Annotated in this window: 22 protein-coding genes, 2 pseudogenes and 1 other annotated feature; of the genes and pseudogenes, 3 read left to right on the forward strand and 21 right to left on the reverse strand. The window is 38.2% G+C overall.

Translation table 11 applies throughout. The features are described 5' to 3' along the window. Positions 1-261, reverse strand: a pseudogene (locus tag BLR79_RS02410) (IS30 family transposase); the annotation flags it as partial. 120 nt (positions 262-381) lie between these two features. Between BLR79_RS02410 and BLR79_RS09380 the strand changes: the two are divergent. The 3 genes and pseudogenes from BLR79_RS09380 to galU form a co-directional block, all read left to right on the forward strand. After that, a pseudogene (locus tag BLR79_RS09380) lies at positions 382-633 on the forward strand (MFS transporter); the annotation flags it as partial. Positions 634-847: 214 nt separating this feature from the next. Beyond that, complete coding sequence (locus BLR79_RS02415) at positions 848-1,711, forward strand: Cof-type HAD-IIB family hydrolase (RefSeq protein ID WP_092084510.1); 864 nt, start codon at positions 848-850, stop codon at positions 1,709-1,711. A gap of 24 nt (positions 1,712-1,735) precedes the next feature. After that, positions 1,736-2,623, forward strand: a complete 888-nt coding sequence (gene galU, locus BLR79_RS02420) for a UTP--glucose-1-phosphate uridylyltransferase GalU (RefSeq protein WP_092084512.1) — start codon at positions 1,736-1,738, stop codon at positions 2,621-2,623. 48 nt (positions 2,624-2,671) lie between these two features. Here galU and nth read toward each other — a convergent pair whose 3' ends face one another. The 20 genes from nth to BLR79_RS02520 all read right to left on the reverse strand — a co-directional run bounded on the left by nth (position 2,672) and on the right by BLR79_RS02520 (position 18,559). Next, positions 2,672-3,313, reverse strand: coding sequence for an endonuclease III (gene nth, locus BLR79_RS02425; protein WP_092084514.1), 642 nt, complete (start codon positions 3,311-3,313; stop codon positions 2,672-2,674). A gap of 16 nt (positions 3,314-3,329) precedes the next feature. Next, complete coding sequence (locus BLR79_RS02430) at positions 3,330-3,779, reverse strand: RDD family protein (protein WP_092084515.1); 450 nt, start codon at positions 3,777-3,779, stop codon at positions 3,330-3,332. Between the two features lies 1 nt (position 3,780). Next, positions 3,781-4,800 carry a signal peptide peptidase SppA gene (gene sppA / locus BLR79_RS02435; protein ID WP_092084517.1) on the reverse strand — a complete coding sequence of 340 codons (1,020 nt, stop codon included), beginning with the start codon at positions 4,798-4,800 and terminating at the stop codon, positions 3,781-3,783. A gap of 131 nt (positions 4,801-4,931) precedes the next feature. Beyond that, complete coding sequence (gene rplL / locus BLR79_RS02440) at positions 4,932-5,300, reverse strand: 50S ribosomal protein L7/L12 (protein ID WP_092084519.1); 369 nt, start codon at positions 5,298-5,300, stop codon at positions 4,932-4,934. A 42-nt stretch (positions 5,301-5,342) separates the two neighbouring features. Further along, entirely contained in the window at positions 5,343-5,840 is a 498-nt protein-coding gene (gene rplJ / locus BLR79_RS02445; protein ID WP_092084521.1) for a 50S ribosomal protein L10, read from the reverse strand. 30 nt (positions 5,841-5,870) lie between these two features. Continuing rightward, positions 5,871-5,996, reverse strand: a sequence feature (ribosomal protein L10 leader region). A 36-nt stretch (positions 5,997-6,032) separates the two neighbouring features. Beyond that, positions 6,033-6,725, reverse strand: coding sequence for a 50S ribosomal protein L1 (rplA, locus tag BLR79_RS02450; RefSeq protein WP_092084523.1), 693 nt, complete (start codon positions 6,723-6,725; stop codon positions 6,033-6,035). A 78-nt stretch (positions 6,726-6,803) separates the two neighbouring features. Continuing rightward, positions 6,804-7,229: a 50S ribosomal protein L11 gene (gene rplK, locus BLR79_RS02455; RefSeq protein ID WP_092084525.1), complete on the reverse strand. Its 426-nt coding sequence runs from the start codon at positions 7,227-7,229 to the stop codon at positions 6,804-6,806. A gap of 134 nt (positions 7,230-7,363) precedes the next feature. Then, a complete protein-coding gene (gene nusG, locus BLR79_RS02460) occupies positions 7,364-7,903 on the reverse strand; it encodes a transcription termination/antitermination protein NusG (protein ID WP_092084527.1) in 540 nt (179 codons plus the stop codon). A gap of 95 nt (positions 7,904-7,998) precedes the next feature. Next, a complete protein-coding gene (gene secE, locus BLR79_RS02465; RefSeq protein WP_092084528.1) occupies positions 7,999-8,184 on the reverse strand; it encodes a preprotein translocase subunit SecE in 186 nt (61 codons plus the stop codon). 35 nt (positions 8,185-8,219) lie between these two features. After that, positions 8,220-8,375, reverse strand: coding sequence for a 50S ribosomal protein L33 (gene rpmG, locus BLR79_RS02470; protein ID WP_092084530.1), 156 nt, complete (start codon positions 8,373-8,375; stop codon positions 8,220-8,222). 63 nt (positions 8,376-8,438) lie between these two features. Further along, the gene (locus BLR79_RS02475) at positions 8,439-9,062 is read right to left on the reverse strand and encodes a sigma-70 family RNA polymerase sigma factor (RefSeq protein WP_092084531.1); all 624 of its coding nucleotides are present in this window, start codon (positions 9,060-9,062) and stop codon (positions 8,439-8,441) included. 58 nt (positions 9,063-9,120) lie between these two features. Next, positions 9,121-9,648, reverse strand: coding sequence for an NYN domain-containing protein (locus BLR79_RS02480; protein WP_257993366.1), 528 nt, complete (start codon positions 9,646-9,648; stop codon positions 9,121-9,123). A 14-nt stretch (positions 9,649-9,662) separates the two neighbouring features. After that, positions 9,663-10,430, reverse strand: a complete 768-nt coding sequence (gene rlmB, locus BLR79_RS02485) for a 23S rRNA (guanosine(2251)-2'-O)-methyltransferase RlmB (protein ID WP_092084571.1) — start codon at positions 10,428-10,430, stop codon at positions 9,663-9,665. A gap of 38 nt (positions 10,431-10,468) precedes the next feature. Further along, a complete protein-coding gene (locus BLR79_RS02490) occupies positions 10,469-10,876 on the reverse strand; it encodes a Mini-ribonuclease 3 (protein ID WP_092084533.1) in 408 nt (135 codons plus the stop codon). A 1-nt stretch (position 10,877) separates the two neighbouring features. Then, on the reverse strand, positions 10,878-12,290 hold the full coding sequence (gene cysS / locus BLR79_RS02495) for a cysteine--tRNA ligase (RefSeq protein ID WP_092084534.1): 1,413 nt from the start codon (positions 12,288-12,290) through the stop codon (positions 10,878-10,880). 108 nt (positions 12,291-12,398) lie between these two features. After that, complete coding sequence (gltX, locus tag BLR79_RS02500; protein ID WP_092084535.1) at positions 12,399-13,874, reverse strand: glutamate--tRNA ligase; 1,476 nt, start codon at positions 13,872-13,874, stop codon at positions 12,399-12,401. A gap of 71 nt (positions 13,875-13,945) precedes the next feature. Further along, positions 13,946-15,034, reverse strand: coding sequence for a PIN/TRAM domain-containing protein (locus tag BLR79_RS02505; RefSeq protein WP_092084536.1), 1,089 nt, complete (start codon positions 15,032-15,034; stop codon positions 13,946-13,948). 15 nt (positions 15,035-15,049) lie between these two features. After that, entirely contained in the window at positions 15,050-16,441 is a 1,392-nt protein-coding gene (gene radA / locus BLR79_RS02510; protein ID WP_092084538.1) for a DNA repair protein RadA, read from the reverse strand. 21 nt (positions 16,442-16,462) lie between these two features. Then, complete coding sequence (locus BLR79_RS02515) at positions 16,463-17,017, reverse strand: dCTP deaminase/dUTPase family protein (RefSeq protein ID WP_092084539.1); 555 nt, start codon at positions 17,015-17,017, stop codon at positions 16,463-16,465. Between the two features lie 90 nt (positions 17,018-17,107). Beyond that, positions 17,108-18,559 carry an alpha-amylase gene (locus BLR79_RS02520; RefSeq protein WP_092084541.1) on the reverse strand — a complete coding sequence of 484 codons (1,452 nt, stop codon included), beginning with the start codon at positions 18,557-18,559 and terminating at the stop codon, positions 17,108-17,110. Between the last annotated feature and the right edge of the window lie 295 nt (positions 18,560-18,854).

Below are 18,854 nucleotides of genomic sequence, written 5' to 3' on the forward strand. Positions count from 1 at the left end.
CCCTTGTGACACTCGGTCATTGATATAGGTGATTTGATCTTCTGTGAACTGCTTCTTCTTAGAGCCACACTTAGATTTGTTAGCTTTGTAGCCTTCATAATAGTCGATGATAGTTCCACCATCGTCTAAATAATGATAGACATTATAGATGGTTTGAGCAGATCTTCTTAACTTTTTAGCGACTATGTAAGCTTTTTCGCCAATTTCGTAGTAGTTTTCTATCCAAGTCAGTTCTTTCGTGGTAAGATGTGTATAGGCCATTTTGTGTCTACTCCCTTATTTATGATTGGACTCATAAATAGTGTAGCACAAATGGTCTTATTTGTTTTTTTCTAGCTTAATTTTACAATTCAGGTTTATAAAAACCAATTTTTTATTATGTTGGGGCCCGGTCTCTTTAACTTATTCTTGACGATTTTCAATATTCAGTTTTTCTCTCTTATACAAAAACAAGTAAATAACCAATATTTAGGTAGAGTGTTTGGTGTTATATTTACTGTTGCAGTGCTATTTATGCCAATTGGTACAGGTGTATTTTCAACCTATTTAAATGTTTCGAATTTATTCAACTTTTCAATAATAGGACTAGCAATCTTTTTATTATCTTTAGTATTCGGAGCAATTCTGAAATAAGAAAAGTTTAAACAATCTAAAAGTACAACATTAGAACACTCATCTTTTCAAGTTTTAGTTCAATTATTTGCACTATACTTAAGATGAGTCTTTTTTGTGCAGCTGTAATAATGTTCACCCATATTCATTCACCTCATCTGTTCTAGGTTAATCATACCATTTTTGCTGTATTTGATGTACACTTTATAGTAGGAATACAGTAAAGGAGTTTATTATGGATATCAAATTATTCGCTTCCGATATGGACGGGACGTTACTCAATGAATTTCATGTCATTTCTGATCGAACAGCCGACGCTGTTAAGCGACTGCAAGCTTTAGGGGTTGAATTTTTAATTGCGACAGGACGAGACTATAAACCTGCCAAAATTTTAACTGAAGCTCAAGGCATTCACTGCTCCTTCGTCAACTCCAACGGCGCCGATATTCGTACCCCAGAAGGTAAATCGGTCATTACCGTTCCCATCGAGCGTAGTTCCCTTGAAGAAGCGCGCTCTTATTTAACGAGCCAACAGATTGACTACGGGATTATGACGTTAGACGGTTACTATACGACGAACTATGACGTTATGAAAGAGCGCATGAAAGACTTTTATGAAAGTAAACCGCAAAACCGGACAGCGATGTATGATGAGATTACCGATGCGCAAATTGCGACCCTTTTAAACGATTCAAAAGATATTACGGAGTTTAATATCGAACAGCACGTTCCTTTAAAAGTGATGGTTTACCATACTCATCCTGAAACCCTCGATCGATTAATGCAAGAATTAAGTAAAGATCCTAAAATTGCGGTGACTTCTTCAGGTATTGAAAACTTAGAAATTAACCACGTCGATGCCCAAAAAGGCTTCGCCATCGAAAGATATATTAAAGAAAAAGGTTATACAATGGATCAAGTCGTATCCATTGGGGACGCACTAAATGATCGCTCGATGCTTGAACTGGCCGGAACAAGTTATGCGATGGCCAATGCGACTCCTGAAGTACAAGCTTATGCTGATCACATTGCTCCTAAAAACACAGAAGACGGAGTAGCTGTTGTCATTGAACAGCTCATTAAACAATTAGAAAAATAACCTAGCTAAAAAGGAGAGACTTTAATGAAAAAAGTTAAAAAAGCCATTATTCCAGCAGCAGGAATGGGGACACGTTTCTTACCAGCAACGAAAGCGATGGCTAAAGAAATGTTACCTATTGTCGATAAACCAGGGATTCAATTTATTGTCGAAGAAGCGATTGCTTCAGGAATTGAAGATATTTTAATTATTACCGGTAAAAGTAAACGTTCCATTGAAGACCATTTTGATTCAAACATTGAATTAGAAGAACATCTTAAAAAACAAGAAAAATGGGACTTACTCGAAGGGATTAAAGTTAGAAATGACGTCAACTTATTCTTCATTCGCCAACCTTACCCTCGCGGTTTAGGGGATGCGGTATTACATGCGAAAGCTTTCGTAGGAGATGAGCCCTTTGTTGTCATGTTAGGAGACGACATTATGCAAGGAGATAAACCTTTAACTCAACAACTGATTGATGTCTATGACCAAACCAGTGCTGCTAATATTGCGGTGATGGAAGTGCCCAATGAAGAAACTTACCGCTATGGAATCATTGACCCTGAACAAGAATTCAAAGACGGTATTTATAACGTTCAACACTTCGTTGAAAAGCCAAACCCAGAAGATGCACCAAGTAATTTAGCAATTATCGGTCGCTATTTACTCACACCAGAAATCTTTGGTATTTTAGAAGAACTTGAACCAGGAGCTGGTGGTGAAATTCAACTAACCGACGCCATTAATATTTTAAACCAAACTCAGCGTGTCTTTGCGAAACGTTTCGACGGCAAACGTTATGACGCAGGAGATAAATTCGGCTTTATGCAAATGAGTTTAGACTATGGCTTACAACATCCAGAAATTAAAGACGAACTAAGAGAATACATTATCGAACTGGCTGAACAATTAAAACCACAAGATGATTAAATAAAAAGATCCAAAAGACTGCTTCATTCAAGTCTTTTGGATCTTTTGTTACTTTTCAGGCATATTTTCTTCAATTAAGCGAATACACTCACTATGATCATGGTTTCTAGCCACACATTGATAACGACCAAATAACAAAATCGAGTGATGAGCTTGAAACAGTTGATCTTCAGGTAACTTTTCCACCATCATATCTTCAATTTGTCTAACGTTTGCATCTGCAGGTACCATGTGAAACTTCTTAGTCACCCGGGAAACATGAGTATCCACCGCAAAAGCGGGAATACCAAATCCCGCACTCAATACGACATTGGCCGTTTTACGTCCAACACCTGGAAGAGATTCCAGTTCTTTTCTCGTATTAGGTACTTTGCCATCAAAGTCTTCGGCTAATTTTTGAGCCATTCCAATGAGTGATTTTGTTTTGTTGCGGTAAAGCCCTAATGTTTTAATGAGCTCCATTACGTCTTCTTCATTGGCTCTGGCTAACTTTTCTGGCGTCGGATAGCGTTTGAAGAGTTCAGGGGTCACTTTATTAACCGACCGGTCTGTCGCTTGAGCACTCAATAGAACCGCAGCGACAAGTTCAAACAAATTAGTATAATTTAGTTCCGGCTGGCTTTGAGGGTATAGTTTAATCATCGCTTGAACAGCACGCCATGTCTCTTCTTTTGATAATAATTCTTCCATCCCCATCATCCTTTACTTACATTTCATCCATTATTTCACTCTTTACAACATAAGTTTGTGCGATTAAATCGGCAACACTTTCTTTTCTCGGTGTAAAAAAGGCAACGATATACAGTAAATAAAATACCTTTTGAATATAGCGCCCGATCACTTCACGAAAGAAAGCTTCGCGCCATGATAAAGGCTCAAACTGTTGATTGACCACTTGAATTTTGAAGATCATTTTGCCAAGAGTCTGACCATGATTCAACCAAGTCATTAAGAAAAAATAACCTACATAAAGCATTAAGTTGAATAAACCGCCTAGTAATAAAGACACCTCTAGGCGAACGAACAATAACGTCGTTAATGCTGAGATAACAGCCGTATCAATGGTATAAGCTAGGGCACGTCTTAATAAACTAGCGTAAGGGGTAACTTCAGCTAAGACTGTTAAAGGTGGCATGGAATGAACCCGTTCTTCCATTTTACTCACCTCCGTATAAGTACATTAAACGTGGCGCTTTTGGATGAGTTAGCGATTCAATCGCTTCGACAAGGGTCTCAGCATCTACATTTTCTTGGCTTGATGTATTTTCATGGGATAAGAAAGGAACCACCGAATTAAACCAACTTTGAGGTCCATACATCGTGTAACGGAAAACTTCAGGCTCTTTTACACCTGTTGCTTCTTTAAGAGCTTCAAGTGCTTCATCAAAGTAGCCAATTTCATCAATCAAGCCTAACTCTTGAGCTTGTAGTCCGTCATAAATTTTACCGTTCGCCACTTTTAAGACGTCTTCTTTAGACATTTGGCGTCCATCCATAACAACTTGAACAAAACGGTCGAAAGCACGGTCTACGTGTTCTTGAAGGTAGGCTTTCTCGTCATCATCTAAAGCCCGGGTTGAACTTGGTAAATCTTTATATTTACCTGATTGGAAGTTTTGCGTTTCAATCCCCCAATTGTCCAAAAATTTAGAAAAATTCATCCCACCCATAATGACACCAATAGAGCCTGTCGTTGTCTCTGGAGAAGCGAAGATTTTGTCACTAGCCATCGGAATATAATAGCCTCCGCTCGCTCCTAAACTCCCCATCGTCGTATAAACGGGTACGTCGAGTGCTTCTTTCAATTGTTTAAGGCGAGTGTAAATCTCTTCTGATTGGTAGACTGCTCCACCTGGGGAGTCGACGTTTAAAAGAATTCCTTTAATGGTTGGATCTTCTTTTAAAGATTTAATAGATTCTAACATGAACTGGTGATCATCTGGATTGACACCAATAACTCCTTCCAGATCTAACACCGCAATTCGTTGCGTTGGATCTCCTTCTTCGATTTTATCTTCTACGACATCTTCTTCTAAATAGGAACCTAAATATCGATCAAACAATGAATCTTCTTTAAATTCTACCGTTGTTTGAAGCGTTTTGAAGCCACTATAGAGAACTAAACAAAGAGCAATAATGGCTGCAAGCCATTGCTTCTGGCGAGTTGATAATTTCATTTAATCATCCTTTCTTGACAATAATTACAATATGTTCATTGTATCACTCTCAAGAAAAAATGTCCTAGAAAATAGAATATTGCAATAAAAAAACATCACGCCCACTAGGGACGTGATGTGAAAATAATTGATTATTTTAATTCTACAGAAGCTCCAGCTTCTTCTAATTTAGCTTTCATTTCTTCTGCTTCTTCTGTAGCAACGCCTTCTTTAATTACTTTAGGTGCGCCGTCTACTAATTCTTTAGCGTCTTTTAGACCTAAACCAGTAATTTCGCGAACTGCTTTAATTACTTTGATCTTGCTTGAACCAGCGTCTGTTAATTCTACGTCGAATTCAGATTTTTCTTCTGCTGCTTCGCCGCCAGCTGCTCCAGCTGCTGCTACAGGTGCTGCTGCAGTAACGCCAAATTCTTCTTCGATTGCTTCGATTAATTCGTTCAATTCTAAAATCGTTGCATCTTTAATTTCTGCAATGATGTTTTCAATGTTTAATGCCATGATCATATTCCTCCATTAATAATGTGATTTGTTAAATGTAAATTAAGCTGCGTCTTCTTCTTTTGCATCAGCCACTGCTTTAACAGCGTATGCAACGTTTCTGACTGGAGCTTGTAATACAGAAAGTAACATAGATAGTAAACCTTCGCGGTCTGGTAGTTTTGCAAGTGCTTCGATCTTCTCAACTGGAGCAACTTCTCCTTCGATCATACCGCCTTTAATTTCTAAAGCTTTTGCGTCTTTAGCAAATTCAGCAACGATCTTAGCAGGTGCAACAACTTCTTCTTCTGAGTAAACGACTGCTGTAGGTCCTACGAATGCTTCATCTAATCCTTCGATTCCAGCATCTTTTGCTGCACGACGTAAAATAGTGTTTTTAACCACTTGCATTTTCACGCCATTTTCACGTAATTGTTTACGTAATTCTGTTACTTCCGCAACAGTTAAACCTAAATAGTCAACGACAACTACAGATGCTGCGCTTTTTAGAGCTTCAGCCATTTCTGCAACTTGTTGTTGTTTTTGTTCTAATACTGACATGATTTCACCTCCGTCATCATTGATATAGAGATTTTTATTAAAAAATCTCTATGTCACCTTAGACATAGAGATAGCTTCATTAAATAATGGAAACTTCCTCGGTAAGAAATTAAGGCTTGTGCCACTTACTGTCTACGGTCGTAATAACAAGACTTAGTATAGCGACTCTTTATTGAATCGTCAAGTCTTTTTTTATGCTAATGTGGACGTATCGATTTTGATACCAGGTCCAAATGTTGTTGTTAGTGTTAAGTTTTTAATGTACTCGCCACGAACAGCTGCTGGACGTAAGCTAGTAATACGCTCGTGTAACGCTGCAAAGTTTTCGAATAATTTATCATCTTCGAAAGATACTTTACCAACTGGAACGTTTACGATACCTGCTTTGTCAGCACGGTAAGTTACTTGTCCTGCTTTAATGTCAGATACAGCTTTTGATACATCTTGAGTTACTGTACCAGTACGTGGGTTAGGCATTAATCCTTTAGGACCTAATACACGTCCTAAACGACCAACTTGTCCCATCATGTCTGGTGTTGCTACTAAGATGTCAAAATCCATCCAACCATCTTCGATTTTCTCGATGATGTCAGCATCTCCAACAAAGTCAGCACCTGCATCTTTAGCTTCTTGTGCTTTATCGCCTGTTGCAACAACGACAACAGTTTGTGTTTTACCTGTTCCGTTTGGCAATACCATTGCACCACGGATTTGTTGGTCTGCTTGTTTCATGTCAATGTTTAAGTTGTATGATACTTCAACAGTTGCGTCGAAGTTTGCAAAGTCAATTTCTTTCGCAAGTGCGATTGCTTCTTTAGCATCGTAGAACTTATGACGATCTACTTGTTCTAAAGCTGCTTGTAATTTCTTACTTCTTTTAGCCATGTATAATTCCTCCTATTTTGTGGTAATAACGGTTTAACCTCCCACCCCCATAGAAAGGGGGAGAAGCTGCGTGCATGATTAGTCTTCGACAGTAATACCCATTGAACGAGCAGTACCTTCAACCATACGCATAGCAGCTTCTACATCGGCTGCGTTTAAATCTTGCATTTTAGTTTCAGCAATTTCTTGTACTTGTGCTCTTGTTACGCTTCCCACTTTGTTTGTGTTTGGTTCACCAGATGCTTTTTCTAAGCCTGCTGCTTTTTTAAGTAAAATTGGAGCGGGTGGTGTTTTAGTGATGAAGCTGAATGAACGGTCTTCGTATACATCAATAACAACAGGAATAATCATACCTGCTTGATCTTGTGTACGTGCGTTGAATTCCTTAGTAAACGCCATAATGTTTACTTGTGCTTGACCAAGTGCTGGTCCAACGGGTGGAGCAGGACTTGCTTGTCCGGCAGGAATTTGTAATTTAACTTGAGTTACGACTTTTTTAGCCACGAAACATTCCTCCTTATAGAATCTTTAATAGTTCGTGATGTGGTGACGGAGCAAATCGCGACTCCTCCCACATTCATATGTCCTTTAACATACTAACGTATTATACCACACCATTATCTAATTACAAGCCTTTATTATGCTTTTTTTACTTGAGTGTATTCTAGTTCGGTTACCGTCTCGCGACCAAACATTTCGATGACAACTTTTAATTTTTGTTGTTCGTCATCTAATTCCTCAACGACGCCTTCCATTCCTTCAAAGGCTCCACCAATAATTAAAACGTGGTCACCGACGTTAACGTCTAATTCCACTTTTGGTTTTGGAGCGTCTTTTTCGCCTAAAATAACGGCTACTTCATCGGGAAGTAATGGAGAAGGTTTGCTTCCTGCTCCGTGTGAGCCGATAAAACCAGTAACTCCTGGTGTGTTTCGAACAATAAACCACGCTTCATCAGACATAATCATTTCTACAAGAACATATCCAGGGAAAGTTTTAACGGTGGTCACTTTTTCAACGCCGTCTTTAACTTCGACATGTTCTTCTTCTGGAACAATGACTCTAAAAATATTTTCTTCCATATTCATACTTTCACGGCGCAATTCTAAGTTTTCTTTTACTTTATTTTCATAGCCTGAATAAGTATGTAAAACGTACCACTCTTTATATTCTTCCATTGTCTTCTCCTTTTGTTAAATCTTGTCAAAATAAAAAGCCCTACAAAGCTGTAAGGACTTTCTCGTTAGTATTAGTATACCTTTTTTAAGTTAAATTAACCAGTAAATGATAAGGTTAAAATCCATTTAACTAGGTTATCAAAACCAAAGTCAACGACGCCAAAATATAAACTAAAGAATATAACCGCAAAAATAACGATCCAAGTAAAGTGGTTAATTTCAGAAAACGTTGGCCACGTTACTTTTTTCATTTCTTTTGCGACATCTCCGATATAACTCATGCCATAATCCGTCCTTTAAACTATTAATCGTAAAATTATTTTGTTTCTTTATGTAGAGTATGTTGATTACAAAACTTACAAAACTTTCTTACTTCTAAGCGAGTCCCTTGTCCGGCTTTTGTTGGTGTAACCGGATAGTTGCGCTGTCCACATTGGGTACAAGCTAATGCGGTTTTACGTTGTTTTGCCATGGACAATCCTCCTTTATAAGTAAATGTACTACAGTTAATAATAAAGTCACGATCCTCACTTTGTCAAGGATTACTTTCTTCTTCATTTAATATCTGGATTAATTTTACTCGGCATCGATCAATCGCACCGCGAGCAGCAATTTTTGAAATACCTAAAGACTTCATCACTTCTTCTACACTTTCACCTAAAATTTGATGGTGATAGTGAACGGCTCGCTCTAATGTCGATAATCTAGAAAAATAATCGGTATGTAATTCTTGAATGACAATAATTTCTCCTGGGTGTAGAGATCTAAAAGCTGCTTGATCTTCACAGATAAAATTATATTCTTCCGCTTCGTGATAACTACCTAAGGATAATTCTTTTTGACCTAAGCCACGCTTTTTTGCGTGACGCCTTCGAACTAAATTCGACATTCGATTATGAAAGGTTCGAGCGACTAAAGGAGCAAAATAACGATTTGTACAAGGATCAAAAGATCGAGCGGCTTTCAATACCGCAATTCGACCTTCTTGGAGGTAATCATCATAAGTAAATCCATCCACAAACCACCGAGTCACTCCTTTTTTAAATAAAGGTTCAAATCGTTTGCATAACGCTTCGCAGTAAACTTCATTTTGGAGGTCTACTTGCGAGTACAATGCGAGCTCTTCATTGCTCATTTCTACAATAGACTTTGGTTTCATCTTTCTCCGTTTACTCTCCTTCACATAAAATAAGAAGGAAAAAGGCTAGAATAATACTTCATTGATCCAAGTATTTACGCAATTGTTCGAGCCGTTCTAGCTCATCCATTCGCCACGGACTTAAGCGGCGTAGCATTTTATCGTAATAGCGACTGACGTCTTGGTTCATTTGTTGCTTTGCAAATTGGATGTCCATCCACAATTCTTGTGCGGATTGCCTTAATGCACCTTTTTGAAAGATTAACCATTGCTCAGCTGCATCACTCGTAGCTACCACAACCCGTGTTAGAGGGTTCATATATTTGCTTACTTGGCTTTCAATATAAGCATCTGCCGTTTCACCTTCGTTAGTAAAGACGACTTCGAGCAATTCGTGTTCAAAAGATGTACCTAAACCGGGAACAAAGTGCGCATCAAATACTACAATAATTGATGCACGACGATATTTTTTATAATTAGATAACTCAAATAATAAAAGATCTCTTGCTCCTTGAATATCATCTTGCTTTTTTAAAGCAACTAATTCAGGCCAAGACCCGATCATATTGTACCCATCAACAAAAAGATATTCTTTTCTTTTTTTCACTGAAAATCCACCCATCACTTCAGTCGATGACGCGCGACTTCGTACATTAAAACAGCCGCCGCCACACTAGCGTTTAAGCTTTCAATGTCTCCTGTCATCGGAATAGCTACGGTTCCATCGCTTGTTTCTTCTACTAAAGGAGAGACACCTTCTCCTTCGTTGCCGATAACAATCGCAATCGAACCACTTGTGTTCCATGAACGCATATCTTCGCCATGCATGGCAGAAGCAAACACCCAGACTCCTTGTTCTTTCAGCTGTTGAATCGTTTGAGAGATATTCGTCACCCGAACGACCGGTACGTGTTCAATTGCACCCGCTGAAGTTTTCGCAACCGTTCCGGTTAACCCTACCGCCCGGCGTTTAGGAATAATCACGCCGTGAACTCCTGTTGCATCAGCAGTTCTTAAAATAGAACCTAAGTTATGAGGGTCTTCAATGCCATCGAGTATTATAAAGAACGGGGCTTCATCTTTATCTTTAGCTAATTGGAAACAATCTTCTAGCGTTTTATATTCATAAGGAGGCAAGGTCACTGCAACTCCTTGATGATTAGCTCCTTGAGTCAGCTCATCTAATTTTGATTTAGGCACTTCTTGAATGACGACGCCCTGTTCCTTTACTTTCTTTAGTATAGCTTGAATTTGGCCTCCGCCGATCCCTTTTTGTAAATAGAAGCGATTCACTTGTTTTTCCTCGTTGAAAAGGTTGAAAACTACATGGCGTCCAAAAAGGATCTCTTCTTGCTCTAATTTTCTAAAATTAGAGGGCTTTTTTTTCATTTTGTTTTCATTTTTCCTTGTGCGTTTGTTCACGACATTCACTCCTCTCCATTTTCAATGTAGTCTATTGCTTGGTTAATCAACTCTTCTAAGCGTTCGGTTTGATCGGTTAAATAAAGCCATCCTAACAACGCTTCAAATCCCGTTGCTTGACGGTAATCTTGAATGGAGGCATTTTTTGCTTTTGTATTCGCTCGGTGATTGCGTCCTCTTTTATATAGGGTAAGTTCTTGCTCACTTAACGTATCTTTTTTTAGCCAATAAGTCATGATTTTTGCTTGTCCGCTAGCAGAGACAAATTTAGTCGCTTTGCGATGAAGTTGATTGACCCGAGTGACTCCGGTTGCTAAAACATGACGTCTAATATAGGTTTCATAGATCGCATCTCCCATATAAGCTAACGCTGAACCATTTAATAAAAAAGCTTGATCGACTGTTTTATTCATCTTAAATTCGCTTCCACTCTGTACCGTGAGGTGTGTCATCTAATTGAATTCCCATCTCAAGAAGTTGTTGTCTAATCTCATCGCCTCGAGCATAGTCTTTTTCTTGGCGAGCTAGGGTTCGCTCATTGATTAGAGCCTCAATCTCCTCGTCTAGCACTTCTTGGTCTTCAAGAATAATACCAAAGACTTCTAATAATTGGGTTAGACGGTCTTTCATCGCTTTTAAGGTCTTAGAAGAAACATTATCATGTTCTAAATATTGATTAATGTAGCGTACTAAATCAAAGACAACCGTCATTCCGTTAGCTGCGTTAAAGTCATCATCCATCGCTTCAGTGAACTGTTGAGTTAAGCGATCTAGCCCTTCAATCTGTTGCGGTTCATCAACTTCGCTAGCAGCTTTTAGACGAGTGGTTAGGCGGCGGTTGACTTCTTTTAAGCGCGCTAAATTAGTTGTGGCATTATTCACGGCTTCTTCGTCATATTTTAACGGTCGGCGATAATGGACAGTTGCTAGTAAATAACGAATGACCATAGGATCTAACTCATTGAGTAAGTCTCTTAGTAAAATAAAGTTCCCTAAAGACTTACTCATTTTTTCTTCGTCTTTTCCTAGAGTAACAAACCCATTATGCATCCAATAATTGGCAAACACTTCGTTAGTACATGCTTGAGATTGAGCAATTTCATTTTCATGGTGCGGGAATTCTAAGTCTTGTCCGCCTCCGTGAATGTCTAGCGTATTTCCTAAATATTTAGTCGCCATCACAGAACATTCAATGTGCCAACCGGGACGCCCTTTACTCCAAGGAGAGTCCCAACTAATTTCTGTAGGGTCGGTAACTTTTTTCCATAGAGTAAAATCTAAAGGATCTTCTTTGCGTTCAGTTACCGCTTCGTCGACGCGCTCGCTAGCTCCTGCACGCAAATGCTCTAAAGATTGCCCTGAAAGAGCGCCATATTCTTCGAATTTATTCGCTCTAAAATAAACGTCGCCTTGTGATTCATAGGCGTAACCTTTTTGAATTAACTGGTCGACGAAAGAGATAATATCTTCCATATTTTCTTGAACACGAGGATGTAATGTGGCTGGTTTAACGTTTAAAGCTCCTGTATCTTCTTTAAAGGCTTGCACATATTTATCCGCTAATTCTTTAGGTGTTAATCCTTCTTCTTTTGCTGCTTGAATAATCTTGTCGTCAACATCAGTAAAGTTACTCACATAATTTACATCGTAGCCTTTAAATTCTAAATAACGACGAATGGTATCAAAAGCAACAGTACTTCTCGCATTTCCAATGTGGATATAGTTATAGACGGTCGGACCGCAAACATACATACGCACTTTCTGCTCTTCAATTGGCGTAAACGTTTCTTTTTGTCGGCTTAAGGTATTATAAATTTTAATAGACATGTCCGGTTCCTTTCTTGCGTATTTTCTTTTATTATACATGATCCTTCAAGGGAGATTGATTGAACTTAATAAAATAAAAAGGCTAAGCAACGCTTAACCTTTATTTATTTATAATTGAGCTTTTACTTGTTCAATGTGATCTAATACACGTTCTTTACCGAATAATTCGATCACAAGAGGTAATTCAGGTCCACGCATTTGTCCGCTAACCGCAATTCGAATTGGCATAAAGAGTTGACGTCCTTTAACGTCTGCTTCTTTTTGAAGTTCTTTAAAAATCACGCGAATATTATCAGCGACAAAATCCTCTTCACTTAAGGCGCTGAATTTTTCTTCGATGAGACGGACCACTTCGCGAGCTGAATCACTGTCTAATTCTTCTTTACACTTATCGTCTAAATGAATGGTATCTTCAAAGAACATTTTAGATAAAGGCACAATCTCTGCCCCATAAGACATTTCGTTATGGTATAAGCTGACTAGTTTCGTCACCCAATCCATCTCTTTTTCGCTTGGATTTTCGTTAACGTGGCCTGCTTCAATTAAATGAGGTAACGATAAATCTACAATACGCTCTAATGGAGCCGCTTTAACGTACTCATTATTGATCCACTCTAATTTCTTCGCATCAAAAGATGCAGGAGAAGTTGATAGTCTCTTTTCTGTAAAGAGTTTGATGAGTTCTTCTTGATTAAAGATTTCTTCTTCCCCACCTGGTGACCAACCAAGTAGCGACATAAAGTTAAACATAGCTTCTGGTAAATAACCTAAATTACGGTATTGTTCAATAAACTGTAAGATACCGCCATCGCGTTTACTTAATTTACGACCTTGTTGATTCACGATTAACGTCATATGACCAAAGGTTGGTGCTTGCCAACCAAAGGCTTCATAAATCATTAATTGGCGAGGCGTGTTTGCGATATGATCGTCGCCACGTAAAACGTGAGAAATCTTCATTAAATAGTCATCGACAACCACGGCAAAGTTGTAAGTAGGGTATCCGTCTTTCTTTTGAATAACCCAGTCGCCTGTTACGTTTTCAGCTTCAAAGTGCATTGGTCCTTTGACCATATCGTCCCATTCGTAAACTGCTCCTTCAGGTACACGGAAACGAATCGCTGGAACACGACCTTCTCTTTCAAAAGCTTCTTGTTCTTCTTTTGTTAAGTTAGCATGAGCACCGCTATATCTTGGTGCTTCACCGCGAGCTCGCTGTGCTTTTGCTTCTTCTTCCAGCTCTTCAGCTGTCTCATAAGCTTTATAAGCTTTTCCTTCTTTAAGCAATTGTTCAACAAGAGGTTGGTAAATATCTAAACGCTCTGATTGACGGTAAGGGCCTACTTCACCTGGTTTATCTGGAGATTCATCCCAATCGATGCCTAACCATTTTAAGTTATCTAATTGACTTTGTTCACCGTGAGCGATATTTCGTTTTAAATCCGTATCTTCAATACGAATAATGAAATCACCATCATAATGGCGAGCAAATAAATAGTTAAATAGTGCGGTACGTGCGTTTCCAATATGCAACTCGCCTGTTGGACTTGGTGCATATCTTACACGAATTTTATCATTTGACATAAGTATACCTTCTCCTTTGTTATTTCAATCCTTATTCATTATAACGCATTTTTAATTAATGTGAATGACACTTACCCAATCATTTTAGCAAAAATCATTCGACCGGCAGCTGTTTGAAGAGCACTCGTAACTTCCACGTCCACCCATTCATTTAAGTGCAATTGACCGTCTTCTACTACAATCATGGTTCCATCTTCTAAATAAGCAACCCCTTGTTTACGCTCCGTTCCTGGTTTAATGACTAAAACGCGTAATTGTTCTCCGGGAATTAAAGCGGGTTTAACCGCATTGGCTAGCTCATTAATATTTAAAATAGGCACTTGTTGAAATTCAGCCACTTTATTTAAATTAAAATCATTGGTCAAAAGAGTTCCGTTTAAATGTTTGGCTAAATGAAGAAGTTTTGTATCGACTTGAGGAACATGTTCGAAATCTTTGTCATAAAACTCAACCGGAATCGGGCTGTCTTTTTGTAATTTATTTAAAATATCCAATCCACGACGTCCTTTAGCGCGAATAATCGCATCAGATGAGTCAGCGATATGTTGCAGTTCAAGTAAAACAAAGTTAGGCACTAAAATCGTTCCTTCGATAAAACCTGTTTGAATCACATCGGCGATACGTCCGTCGATAATAACACTTGTATCTAAGATTTTATAAGAAGGGTCTTTTTCGACACTTTCACTAATTGATGGCTCGTTACGATTAAAAGATAGTACATCTTTTAAATCGGCTGTTCTATCAATCCATTGATTCCATTCTTCCTTACGGTTCATCGCTGTTTGATAACCGACAAAACCTAGTACAAGTGAAGACGTTAAATTAATGACCGCTTTTAAATAAGGGAATAGTCCAGCAAAGGGTAAAGCCACTAAATAGCCTACTAAAAGCCCGATTAAAAGTCCGAGAGAACCTAAAAATAAATTAGCAGTACTTTGACGATTGAGCGTATCTTGAAGCCAACTCGTCGCTTTATAAATCATTGGATAAACTAAAAAGCCAATCAGCATAAAAATAACGGAAAAAATAATAGCATTGATAATGAGGCCTTTCATAAATGGAAAGTTTAGTGGCGTATATTGCCACAAAGCAGGCGCAAGACTTAAACCAAAGCTCAAACCTGCTAGAGTAAATAAACCAATGACAATCTTTTTAAACATTTCTTTCACCTCCTTTTATTTTGGAAACGCTAAATGAACCGCTTGTTTTATAGTTGAAACAGGAACAATTTGCATGGTCGTTTCAACATCTAAATCTTGAGCATTATTTTTGGGAATAAAGACACGCTTAAAGCCTAATTTTTCTAATTCACGTAAACGCTCTTCAATTTGACTGACTCGGCGAATTTCTCCCGTTAAGCCAATTTCACCAATAAAACAATCCTCCACTTCCGTCGGACGATCCCAATAACTTGAAGCAATACTAATCGCAATAGCTAAGTCGATCGCCGGCTCATCAAGCTTTACTCCGCCCGTTGTTTTAAAAAAGGCATCTTGATTTTGCACCATGAGCCCACAATGCTTCTCCATTACTGCTAGCAATAAACTCACTCGTTGGTAGTCAATACCACTTGCGGTGCGCTTTGCATTACCAAAAACAGTGGGTGTCATTAATGATTGAATTTCTGCTAAAATGACCCGCGTTCCTTCTAATGAAGCTACGACAGTTGATCCAGTCGCTCCAGGTAAACGTTCTTCTAGGAAAAATTCGGAAGGATTAGTCACTTGAGTTAACCCGTTGTCTAACATTTCAAATACACCCAACTCATTGGTGGAACCGAAACGGTTTTTTACAGCTCGTAAAATACGAAAACGGTTATACTTTTCTCCTTCAAAATAAAGAACTGAGTCGACCATATGTTCTAACATTCGTGGTCCAGCAATATTTCCTTCTTTTGTGACATGCCCTACGATAAAAATAGCAATTTGATTATCTTTCGCTACCCGCATCAACAGTGACGTGGCTTCTCTAACTTGAGAGACACTTCCTGCGACTCCTTGGTGATCAGGAATTTGCACTGTTTGAATCGAGTCGATAATGACAATATCTGGTTCTAAACGTTCGATTTCTTTTGTTACAACTGACAAATCTGTTCCTGCCAGTAAGTAAAAGTCATCGCTTTTAATGCCTAAACGCTCAGCGCGCATCTTAATTTGGGACGCACTTTCTTCTCCTGAGACATATAAAACACTTTGATTTGAATTTGCTAATTGTAGCGAAACTTGTAAAAGAAGTGTCGACTTTCCAATTCCCGGATCGCCCCCTAGTAATACAAGGGATCCCGGGACAATTCCGCCCCCTAGTACACGGTCAAATTCACTAAATCCACTGGACACTCGTGATTCGTTAATGTACTGAATGTCTTTTAATTGGAGTGCTTTATGTTCGCTCGTACCTTTTCTTGACGTCTTCACTTGTAGCGCTTGACTTCCTATCGCTTCTTGAATATCCGCGGGACGTTCTTCCATTTGGTTCCATGCACCACAATTGGGGCAACGTCCTAACCATTGCGGGGATTCATAACCGCACGCTAAACATTCATAGACTGTTTTCCTCTTTTTAGCCAATCATAATCTCTACTTTCTTTTTTAATCTTTTGAAGAACCGAATCCACCTGTACGTTCTAATCGTCCACCTTCATCACCATCAGCTTTTAAAAATGGTAAAAAGATACCTTGAGCGATGCGTTCACCTTTTTCGATGATGCAGTCAAAAAGACCAAAGTTGATCAATTGAACATAAATGTGTCCTTCATTATTAGGGTTATTGTAATAATCCGCATCAATAATCCCTACGCCATTGGGAAGAGCTAAAAAGCGTTTCAAAGGATTGCTAGAACGATTAGTCAGTTGTAAATATTCATCATCTTGCATATAAGCTTTAATTCCTGTCGGAACAAGAGTAGGTTTTAATAGCCCTTTAACTGTTTCATCCGTCATCTCATCTGTTTCTTGAGGAGATTTCAAAATCCATTGTTTCAATTCTTTAGCTAAATATTTAAATACTTCTTTCCAATAAGAAGGTAACACAATGGTTTCTGCCGCTTCAAAATCATACCCTGCCGCATGAATTGTCGCCCGCTGAGGAATATTGATGGATTGATTTTCATATTCTTTTATGACTTCAAATCCACGTTTTTTCATAAAAAATTCACCTTTCTAAACATATCATCTTCTATTTTATATTTTACCAAATGTTTGTCCGTTAGTTGTGTCTTTTGTTTGATTCTTTTATTAATCTTCTTTTTCGACCCAAACGGAAACCGAACGTCCATTCGTGTAAAAGCACCCAATACCTTGGTCATTGACAGTTACTTCTTCTGGTCGATTCCCTGTCAAATCAATGTAAGTCTTACCACTATTAGCCTCACCTAGAGACATGTCTTTCCACCCTTCGTCGCCATTGCTCATTAAAACGGCTAACCCAGGGCCTTCTTCGTTTCCTAAACGAGTCCAACCAACACAATTAGAATGATCAAAGTAATCAACCTGTTCTCCGTAAGCATAATTCATTCGCGCTTTTAGTAAAGAGTCGATCGCTTCTTGTTGACCCTCTTGACTAAACTCACCTTCAATGCCGTAATAATCTCCGTAGAATAAGCAAGGCATACCTTCTTCCCGCAATAAAATTAAAGCGTAAGCTAAAGGTTTGAACCAAGGTCTGACAAAAGATTCTAAAGCTTGTCCTTGTTGTGAATCATGATTTTCAACAAAAGTCACTGCTGCTGTTGGAATCGCTTTGACAAGGGTGTTGTCAAAGATTTGGCGCATATCAAAAGACCCTTCTTCAACACTAGCTGTTGAAAAGTTCATATGAAGAGGAACATCTACTAGATCATAACGACTTTCAACGTGATTAAAATAGTTTGTCAGCTCTTCAAGGTTGTTAGACCAATATTCTGCAAACACATAAAAATATTCAGGGGCATGTTCATCGACATATTTAATAAACTCATTCATAAAAGACGCATCAATATGTTTGGCCGCATCTAAACGAAAGCCGTCAACCCGTGTCGTTGTCAAAAACCATTCTACCCATTCATAAATATTTTGTTTTACTTCAGGGTGGTCAAAATCCACATTATTAAACATTAAGTAGTCAAAGTTACCTTTTTCCGGACTGACATCTTCATTATCGGCCCATCCCTTGCCCTCGCCTAAAATTAAATAAATACCTGTTTCGTCGTTTAAAGCATCATAATCGATACCACTAAAGTGATACCAATGCCATTTCATATCATTGTATTTATTTTGACGGCCCGGAAAATCAAAGTAAGTCCAACCTTCAATTTCATAAGGCTCACTCATGGCTTCTTGGCGGTTTTCCGGATTCATTTTCATAACTCGAAACTTTTCCTTACCATCACCACTTGCTTTATGATTTAAAACAACATCAGCAATGACTTTCAAACCCTTTTCCTGCAACGCCTTAATCGCTTCTAACAGTTCTTCTTTTGTTCCATATTTAGTTCGAATGTCGCCCTTTTGATCAAATTCACCTAAATCAAAATAATCGTAAATACCGTACCCCACATCAAAAGTGGAAGTCGCTTTATAGACTGGTGGAAGCCAAATATCTGTAATACCTATTTCTTTTAAATGATCGGCGTCTTCTTTTAGTCGCTTCCAATGTTGACCGTCATTAGGCAAATACCATTCAAAATATTGCATCATTGTTCTATTCATAAACTGACCTCATTTCTATTTGTATACATTAAAATAAATCGATGATACTATATACCGTTACTGGATTTAATCATTTGATAAGATAATAAATCTATTATAGCAAAATCTCGTCAAAACGTTGTGACAAAAGCGTTACAACGAGTTAATAACTGTTTGTTTTAATAAAGTTCAACTTAATTTAGTAAGCTTATTAATACTACAAGAAATGTTTAAATGATTTGCTTTAATTTACAACGAATCTTTTAATATTTCTTATCCATTTTATGATAGAATATGCTAGTACTAAAAGTTTAAA

The organism is Dolosicoccus paucivorans, from assembly GCF_900100125.1.
Lineage (GTDB): Bacteria > Bacillota > Bacilli > Lactobacillales > Aerococcaceae > Dolosicoccus > Dolosicoccus paucivorans.

Coding starts and splice junctions, on each gene's coding strand:
- BLR79_RS02415 (WP_092084510.1), top strand. CDS start 848: ATGGATATCAAATTATTCGCTTCCGATATGGACGGGACGTTACTCAAT.
- galU (WP_092084512.1), top strand. CDS start 1,736: ATGAAAAAAGTTAAAAAAGCCATTATTCCAGCAGCAGGAATGGGGACA.
- nth (WP_092084514.1), bottom strand. CDS start 3,313: ATGGAAGAATTATTATCAAAAGAAGAGACATGGCGTGCTGTTCAAGCG.
- BLR79_RS02430 (WP_092084515.1), bottom strand. CDS start 3,779: ATGGAAGAACGGGTTCATTCCATGCCACCTTTAACAGTCTTAGCTGAA.
- sppA (WP_092084517.1), bottom strand. CDS start 4,800: ATGAAATTATCAACTCGCCAGAAGCAATGGCTTGCAGCCATTATTGCT.
- rplL (WP_092084519.1), bottom strand. CDS start 5,300: ATGGCATTAAACATTGAAAACATCATTGCAGAAATTAAAGATGCAACG.
- rplJ (WP_092084521.1), bottom strand. CDS start 5,840: ATGTCAGTATTAGAACAAAAACAACAACAAGTTGCAGAAATGGCTGAA.
- rplA (WP_092084523.1), bottom strand. CDS start 6,725: ATGGCTAAAAGAAGTAAGAAATTACAAGCAGCTTTAGAACAAGTAGAT.
- nusG (WP_092084527.1), bottom strand. CDS start 7,903: ATGGAAGAATATAAAGAGTGGTACGTTTTACATACTTATTCAGGCTAT.
- secE (WP_092084528.1), bottom strand. CDS start 8,184: ATGAGTTATATCGGAGATGTCGCAAAAGAAATGAAAAAAGTAACGTGG.
- rpmG (WP_092084530.1), bottom strand. CDS start 8,375: ATGGCAAAACAACGTAAAACCGCATTAGCTTGTACCCAATGTGGACAG.
- BLR79_RS02475 (WP_092084531.1), bottom strand. CDS start 9,062: ATGAAACCAAAGTCTATTGTAGAAATGAGCAATGAAGAGCTCGCATTG.
- rlmB (WP_092084571.1), bottom strand. CDS start 10,430: ATGAAAAAAAAGCCCTCTAATTTTAGAAAATTAGAGCAAGAAGAGATC.
- BLR79_RS02490 (WP_092084533.1), bottom strand. CDS start 10,876: ATGAATAAAACAGTCGATCAAGCTTTTTTATTAAATGGTTCAGCGTTA.
- cysS (WP_092084534.1), bottom strand. CDS start 12,290: ATGTCTATTAAAATTTATAATACCTTAAGCCGACAAAAAGAAACGTTT.
- gltX (WP_092084535.1), bottom strand. CDS start 13,874: ATGTCAAATGATAAAATTCGTGTAAGATATGCACCAAGTCCAACAGGC.
- BLR79_RS02505 (WP_092084536.1), bottom strand. CDS start 15,034: ATGTTTAAAAAGATTGTCATTGGTTTATTTACTCTAGCAGGTTTGAGC.
- BLR79_RS02515 (WP_092084539.1), bottom strand. CDS start 17,017: ATGAAAAAACGTGGATTTGAAGTCATAAAAGAATATGAAAATCAATCC.
- BLR79_RS02520 (WP_092084541.1), bottom strand. CDS start 18,559: ATGAATAGAACAATGATGCAATATTTTGAATGGTATTTGCCTAATGAC.